5 protein-coding genes and 1 pseudogene are annotated in these 7,107 nt (G+C 75.2%); 2 read left to right on the forward strand and 4 right to left on the reverse strand.

Going from position 1 to position 7,107, the window contains the following annotated elements:
• Window positions 1-162: 162 nt before the first annotated feature.
• Window positions 163-1,173 carry a trypsin-like serine protease gene (locus AAHZ94_RS25210; protein ID WP_349995454.1) on the reverse strand — a complete coding sequence of 337 codons (1,011 nt, stop codon included), beginning with the start codon at window positions 1,171-1,173 and terminating at the stop codon, window positions 163-165.
• A 115-nt stretch (window positions 1,174-1,288) separates the two neighbouring features.
• Here AAHZ94_RS25210 and AAHZ94_RS25215 point away from each other — a divergent pair, with 115 nt between their 5' ends.
• Window positions 1,289-2,278: a LysR family transcriptional regulator gene (locus AAHZ94_RS25215; protein ID WP_349995455.1), complete on the forward strand. Its 990-nt coding sequence runs from the start codon at window positions 1,289-1,291 to the stop codon at window positions 2,276-2,278.
• Here the strand turns inward: AAHZ94_RS25215 and AAHZ94_RS25220 are convergent.
• On the reverse strand, window positions 2,200-3,480 hold the full coding sequence (locus tag AAHZ94_RS25220) for a LysR family transcriptional regulator (protein ID WP_349995457.1): 1,281 nt from the start codon (window positions 3,478-3,480) through the stop codon (window positions 2,200-2,202). The genes AAHZ94_RS25215 and AAHZ94_RS25220 overlap by 79 nt on opposite strands.
• A gap of 260 nt (window positions 3,481-3,740) precedes the next feature.
• On the opposite strand from AAHZ94_RS25220, the gene AAHZ94_RS25225 reads away from it, so the two are divergent.
• Complete coding sequence (locus AAHZ94_RS25225; protein ID WP_349995459.1) at window positions 3,741-3,977, forward strand: hypothetical protein; 237 nt, start codon at window positions 3,741-3,743, stop codon at window positions 3,975-3,977.
• Between the two features lie 267 nt (window positions 3,978-4,244).
• Here AAHZ94_RS25225 and trxB read toward each other — a convergent pair.
• Together trxB and AAHZ94_RS25235 are read right to left on the reverse strand one after the other, a co-directional pair.
• Window positions 4,245-5,180, reverse strand: a pseudogene (gene trxB, locus AAHZ94_RS25230) (thioredoxin-disulfide reductase); the annotation flags it as partial.
• Window positions 5,177-6,736, reverse strand: coding sequence for a S8 family peptidase (locus tag AAHZ94_RS25235; protein ID WP_349995461.1), 1,560 nt, complete (start codon window positions 6,734-6,736; stop codon window positions 5,177-5,179). The pseudogene trxB and the gene AAHZ94_RS25235, both read right to left, overlap by 4 nt.
• Window positions 6,737-7,107 lie beyond the last annotated feature (371 nt).

The raw sequence follows: 7,107 nt of genomic DNA on the forward strand, positions 1-7,107 counted from the left end.
CGGCCTCGCACCAAGCCACCGGCCTCGTGCCAAGTCATTCGCTCCCCACCAGGTCACTGGCTCCGTACCAGGTCACCCGCCCCCCCCGGGGGGCGGGGGGCCGGGCCGGGGGGGGGGCGGGCCGGGTCCCGGACCCGTCAGCAGTGCCGGCGGGTCAGTGGTCTAGCACTCGCCGACCCGCTGCCAGCCCCAGCCCTGGCCCGGGGCCTCGCCGTAGCTCCACTGCTGGTTCTGCCAGACGTAGCCCTCGTACGAGACCTGCGTCCCCGGCGGGTAGTACTCGGCCGGGTCCCAGGCCGCCGCCGAACAGCCGGGGCCCGGGCCCGGGCCGGGCCCCGTGCCCCCGGTGGTCTGGTCGATCCACTGCCGGTGCGCCGTCACGTCGGTGTAGATCGTGGCGTCACCGGTGCCACAGACCTGCGAGCGCTGGCCGGCCCGACTGGTGGCGCCCACCAGGGCCCAGCCGCCACCGCTCTGCACGAGCGCAGGCCCGCCGGAGTCCCCGTAACAGGCGGTCTGGGTGCGCGAGCCGTAGACGCACAACTCGCTGGCGCCGTTGAAGGATTCCGCGCACATCCCGTCCGGGTTGATGCGCGTGTCCAGTTGCTTGAGCAGGCGCGGCGCCTGGCCGCACTGCGGGGAGCCGCACTCCTGGCCCCAGCCGAGCAGCCGGGTGCCGGTGCCCTGCCCGGGCGAGGAGTCGGCGATGGCGACGGGGGTCTGGGAGACCGACTGGCCGAGCCGGAGCAGGGCTATGTCGTAGTTCCCGGGCAGACCCCGGTAGTTGGGGTGCGGGATGGCCTGGGCGACCCGGGCCACCGTGCCGCCGCTGGTGTGGTCCCGGGAGCCGATGCGGACGCTCAGGCCGGACGACTGGTTCTCGACGCAGTGCGCGGCGGTCACCATCCACTCGCTGCTGATCAGCGAGGCGCCACAGCCGTGGCGGCCCTGGACCTGGAGCGATCCCATGAACGAGTAGTTCTCGGTCGCCTGCCCACCGCCGACGATCCTGGTGCCGGGGGGCGGGGTGGGTTCGGGAGATGCCGCCTGGGCACCCGGTGCGGTGAGCACCGCCGCGGCGATCAGTACGGGCGCTGCGACGGCGCGCAGCACGGTGCGCAAGGCGCGCGGCGTACGCGAAGTACGCAAGGTGTGCGAAGTACGCAAGAACATAGCGAGGGTTTCCTCCGTAAGCGGGGGATCTGACCGGGAGAGGGCCCGGTCATGTCGTCACTATGTGCGGACGCTGAACTTCCGTAACAATCCCAACGTTGCATAGAGTCCGCCTATGGAGCTGGAGTTCCGGCACTTGCGGGTGGTACGGGCCATCGCCGACCACGGCACGCTCACGGCCGCAGCGGCCGAGTTGGGCATGACCCAGCCGTCGGTGACCGAGGCTCTGCGGCGCGCCGAACGCATCACCGGCGCCCCGCTGTTCCGCCGCGACGCGCACGGCGCGGTGCCGACCCCGCTGGGCGAACTGCTCACCGCGCACGCCCGTACGGTGCTCGCCGCGATGGACCGGCTGGCCTCGGCCACCGCCCGGCACCAGGCCGACACGCTGCCGCCGTCGGTGCGGTTCGGCTGCACCCCGAGCCTGCTGGTGGCGCATCTGACGGTGGCGGTGCCGCAGGTGCTCGGCACCGGCGTCGAGGTGCGCACGGGCAACGACCCCGAGGCGGCGCTCGCGCTGCTGGCCGACCGTCGCGTGGAGGCCGCGCTGATCGCCGGCAACCCGGGCCCGACGGCGCCGGCCGGGGCGGGCATCGCGGGCGCCGTGGTCTCGGTCGAGCCGCTGTTCGTCGCGGTGGGCAGCGGGCACCGGTTGGCCGGCGCGTGCGAGATCGAACTCGCCGAACTGCACGGGGAGACCTGGTGCGTGGCCGACGGCCCGCGCAGCGAGGGCGCGCGCCATCTGGACGCGTGCTGCCGCAGCGCCGGCTTCACACCGCACGTCCGACAGGCCGACTACACCTCGGCCTTCCAACTCGCCGAACTCGGGCAGGCGGTGCTCCCCATGATGGCGGGCAACCGGCCGCGCACCGGGCTCAGCCTGCTGCCCCTGCGCGGCTCCCCGCTGCGCCAGCGCACCAGCCTGTTCTGGCATGTGGAAGGGCCGCTGCGCAGTGCGTCGGTACGGGCCCTGTGGCAGGAGTTGGTGCAGGCCCAGCACGCGATCGTGGAGCGCACCCCGGTGTATCAGGCGTGGCTTGAGCGCCATCCGGAGTGGGGGACGACGCCGCCGGAGATGGTCGCCGAATACGCGCCGGGGGCGTAGGGAACCGGGGGCGGGCCGGCCGGCTGGCGGCTGCCGGCGGGCGCGGGCTCCGTGGGATCGGCCATCACGGGCTCCGTGGGGGCGGGCTCCGTGCGCTCCGTGGGATCAATTCCCGCGCGTCCTGCCCGCCCCGTACGCCCCGTACGCCCCGTGGGACCAGGCTCCGCGGGATCGCTCCCCGCACGCTCCGTGTGCTCCGTACGCTCCGTGTCCTCCGCACGCTCGCGCTCGTACGGGGCGGAGCCGAGCCAGCCCGGGTGACGGTCCCACCAGCCGGGGACGCGGCCGAGGCCGGTGACCATCGCGCGGTAGGCGAGGGCGAGGCCGGTGCGGACGGCGGCGGCGCGTCGGGCGTCGATCGGTCCGCCCTCGGCCCACAGCAGCACGTGCCGCACCCGGATCGGGGAGCCGCGCAGCACGAGCACCGCTCCGGTCAGCGGCAGGCCGGTGTCGAGCGCCTGGACGGGGACGGCCACCGAGTCACCGCGCCGCAACAACTGGCTGACCACCAGCGGCGCGTAGGCCCGTACGGCGATGGGCCCGAGGCCGGCCAGCGTGCACTGGGCGTCCAGGTGGCGATCGAACTCGTCGTCCCCGTTGACGGCGAGCAGCCAGCTACAGCCGGTGAGTTCGGAGAGCTCCACCTCGCCCCGGCCGGCCAACGGATGACTGGACGCGACCATGACAAACGTAGGCTCGTAGCCGACGGCCGTGCGACCGATGCCGGGCGGCAGGGCGGGCTCCTGGCCGGGGAAGTCGACATGCAGGGCGAGGTCCACGGTGCCGTCGGCCAGCGCGGCGAGCACCGTCGCCTGCCGGTCGATCACCACCAGGTCCACCACGTCGTCGGGGCACACCTCGCCGATGACGCCGCAGAGTTGGGCGGCGAGCGGCGTCTGTCGGACGGCCACCCGCAGGGTGCGGGAGGCGGAGCGGTTCTGGAAGCCGCGCAGCGCACGGTGCAGGTCGTCCACGGCGGCGAGCACCTCGCGTACGTGGGGTAGCAGGACGTCGCCCAGCGCCGTGGGGCGCGCCCCGTGGCGCCCGCGGTCGAACAGGGCGCCGCCGACGACCCGTTCGATCCGCCGTACCTGCGCCGTCAGTGCGGGCTGGGAGACCCCGAGCCCCGCCGCCGCCTTGGTGACGCTGCCCGCCGCGTCGACCGCCTCAACAAACCGCAGGTGCCGCACCTCCAGGTCCATTCGGCCGAGTATGGCCGACCCGAATCCGGAAGCCCAGACTCTCGACACGGGCATCACACGCTCCGTCGCGCACCGTACGCGCACCCGCTCGCGCGCGAGGTGCGTTGTGCAAGGACCGCCTGACGTCGCGTCGTTGGGGTGCTCCGTTCGCCGCGTCGCTGTGGTGCTCTGTCGCGCCGCCCTGTTGTGGTGCTCTGTTGTGCCGCCTTTCTGCTCCGCCTGTCTGTGCTGTCTGTGCTGTCTGTCTGTGTTGCCTGTCTGTGCTGCCTCCTCGCTGTGCCGCCTCGCTTCGCCTCGCTGTTCCGCGGCACCCCACGGAGCGGGGCGGAGGGACCGGACGGGGCGGAGGGAGCGGGGGCGGTGGGGCGGGGGGGGGGGGGGGGGGGGGGGCGCCCGCCCCGGCCCCCCCCCCCCCGCCCCCCCGCCCCCCCCCCCCGCCGGCGGGGGGGGGGGGGGGGGGGGGGGGGGGGGGGGCCGCCGGGCCCGGGGGCCGCTAACCCGGGGGCCGCTCCCCCTCGGCGCCCCGGGCTGGCCCCCGGGACGGTCGGTGGCGGGCGGCGCGTCGGGCCGGGGCCCGGGGCGGTACGCGTACCCCGGGTGATCCGCGTACCCCGGGTGATCCGCGCACCCGAGCGGTACGCGCGCCCGCGCGTGCGTTACGGCGTCGCGGCCGACCTGCGGGTGGTCGCGGCCCCGACGGAGCCCGGCCCACCCGGTGCGACGGGCTCCGCCCCGCCCACCGCCGCGGCGTCGAGCGCCGCCCCGTCGCCGAGCGCCGCCAGGTACCGCTCGGCGTCCAGGGCCGCCGCGCAGCCGCTGCCCGCCGCGGTGATCGCCTGCCGGTAGGTGTGGTCCACCACGTCGCCGGCGGCGAAGACGCCCGGCAGATTGGTCCGGGTCGACGGTGCCTGGACCCGTAGGTAGCCGGCGGCGTCCCGGTCGAGTTGGCCGGCGAACAGCGTGCTGCGCGGATCGTGCCCGATGGCCACGAACAGGCCGGTGGCCGCCAACGGGCGGGTGGTGCCGGTCAGTACGTCGCGCAGGGTCAGGCCCGCCAGCCGCTCTGTGCCGTGCAGTTCGACCACCTCGCTGTCGTACGCGAACGTGATCTTCTCGTCGGCCCGCGCCCTGGCCTGCATCACCTTCGAGGCGCGCAGGCTGTCACGGCGGTGGACGACGGTGACGGACCTGGCGTAGCGGGTGAGGAAGGTGGCCTCCTCCAGGGCGGTGTCGCCGCCGCCGACCACGGCCAGGTCCTGCCCCTTGAAGAAGAAGCCGTCGCAGGTGGCACACCAGGACACGCCCCGGCCGGCGAGTTCGTCCTCGCGCGGCAGGCCGAGCTTGCGGTAGCCGGAGCCTGTGGCGACGATCACCGTACGGGCCCGGTGGGTGGTGCCGTGGGCGTCGGTGACGTTTTTGACGGGGCCGTCCAGTTCGACGGCCGCCACCTCGTCGTCGACGAGTTCGGCGCCGAACCGCTCCGCCTGTGCCCGCATGCCCAGCATCAGATCGGGGCCCTGGATGCCGGTCGGGAAGCCGGGGAAGTTCTCCACGTCGGTGGTGGTCATCAACGCGCCGCCGGCGTAGAGCGCGCCGCAGAAGACCAGCGGGTGCAGGCTGGCGCGCGCCGTGTACAGGGCGGCGGTGTAGCCGGCCGGGCCCGAGCCGATGACGATGGTGTCCCGGATGCGGTCGCTCATCGCTCCGCCCCCGCCCCGGCGCCGGCGGTGCCCGCGCGCCCCGCGGCCCGCGGACTACCGACCCCAGCCGCACCGGACACATCGAATGCGCTGGGCGCATCGGGTGCACTGGACACACCGGATGCACTGGACGCGCTGGGAGCGCTGGGCTCATCGGCCTCACCCGTCACACCGGCCGCGCCGTCCACACCAGCCGCGCCATCCGCGCCAGCCGCATCGGTCGTACCAGCCGCGCCAGCCGCCGCCTGCGGCACCCGCCCGGTGTCCGGCCCCACGTACGCCAGCAGGTTCCTGCTCTCCTCGCCGGGGTCGCACACATGGTCCTTGGTGGCCCTGCGGGCCAGTGCCGCGTCCAACTCCTCGGCCGGGGTGCCCGGATGGTCCGCGAGGTAGCTGGCGGCGGCACCGGCGACCTGGGCGGCGGCGGCCGATGTGCCGCTCAGTTGGGTGTAGTAGCGGTCTCCGACGGCGCTGGCGACCGGGATGCCGCTGCCGGGCGCGAACAGGTGCACGCAGCTCCCGGTGTTGGCGCCGGCCAGCCGCCGGTCGGAACGGTCCGTCGCGGAGACGGTGAGCGCCGTGGTCTGCCGCCCCGGCGTCGCGTCGCAGGCGTCGATCGGCCGGCCGTTCTCGTCCCCGTTGCCGGCGGGCGCGGTGTACGCGATGCCCTGCGCCGCCATCTCGTAGAGCTGGAGGTCGAGTACGGAGCCGGGTTCGCCGGAGAAGCCGAGGCTGACGACGGCGGGCTTCGCGGCGTGCGCGGTGATCCAGTCCACGGCCGACACCAGGTGCTCAAGCCGCCCCGTACCGTCGCAGCCCAGCGCGCGGACGGAGCCGACGCGGGCCGCCGACGCCACCCCGGTGTGCTTGCCGGCGACCAGCGAGGCGGCGGCGGTGCCGTGGCCGTTGCAGTCGGTAGCCAGGCCACCGGCACGGTCGTTGATCGCGTCGTAGGCGGCGGTGACCCGGCCGCGCAGCTCCTCGTGGTCGGCCCGTACGCCGGTGTCCACGACGTACGCGTGCACGCCGGCCGCGGGGTTGGGCGCGGTGAACCTGCCGTCCAGCGGCAGGTCGCGCTGGTCCATCCGGTCCAGGCCCCACGGCGCCGCCCACCGCCCGCCGGTGCCGACGTCAGCGCCGACGCCGGTGCTGATGCCAGTGCCGCCGCCCCCGCCGGTCGCCGCGCGGTGCGGGCGGGCACCGAGGCGGCCGGCGGTGCGGTAGGTGCGGTCCCTGGTCACCGAGCCGACCCGGGTGTCCTTGAGGTACGCGCCCACCTGCGCATCGGTCAGGGTGACCGAAAAGCCCTGGAGGGCGGCGTAGTAGGTCCGGCGCAGTTGGCCGCCGTCGTCCGCGACCAGTTGCCTGGCCGCCTTGTCTACGGCCTGTTGGTCGGCGTCGGTGCGCAGCAGTTGCACCACGTAGACGGCGGAGTCGGCGGCCCCGGCGGCACGGTCGGGGGCCCCCGCGGACTGCGCCGGGCCGAGCAGCGGCAGCACCAGCGCGCCGGCGCTGGCCGCCGTCAGCACCGATCGGAGCAGGACGTTCTTTGTCATCGCGGACCTTTCGTCGCAGGGGGGTGGTGGACGGTTCGTCGCACGGGGCGGGTTCGTCGCGGCGGAGGCGTGCGCACGGGGCACGGAGCGGGAGCACGGCCCACGCGGTACGGGGCACGGGGCACGGGCCCCGCACGGAGCACGGAGCACGGAGTGCAGAACACGGAGCACGGAGCACGGGGCCCGCACGGAGCGGAGCGCACGGAGCGCAGAACACGGAGCACGGAGCACGGAGCGCCGCGGGAGCAGTCGGCTCGCGGGCCCGCTTCCGGGGCCCTGTCCGTGGCGCCCTTCGCGCGCGCCCGCGCGAGGCGGGCCCGCGCGGTGTCGGGGGCTTCCCCGCCCCGCCGGGCGGCCCGTCCGGTGCCCCG

This window comes from Streptomyces sp. HSW2009, assembly GCF_040240285.1.
GTDB lineage: Bacteria > Actinomycetota > Actinomycetes > Streptomycetales > Streptomycetaceae > Streptomyces.

Coding starts and splice junctions, on each gene's coding strand:
- AAHZ94_RS25210 (WP_349995454.1), bottom strand. CDS start 1,173: ATGTTCTTGCGTACTTCGCACACCTTGCGTACTTCGCGTACGCCGCGC.
- AAHZ94_RS25215 (WP_349995455.1), top strand. CDS start 1,289: ATGGAGCTGGAGTTCCGGCACTTGCGGGTGGTACGGGCCATCGCCGAC.
- AAHZ94_RS25220 (WP_349995457.1), bottom strand. CDS start 3,480: ATGGACCTGGAGGTGCGGCACCTGCGGTTTGTTGAGGCGGTCGACGCG.
- AAHZ94_RS25235 (WP_349995461.1), bottom strand. CDS start 6,736: ATGACAAAGAACGTCCTGCTCCGATCGGTGCTGACGGCGGCCAGCGCC.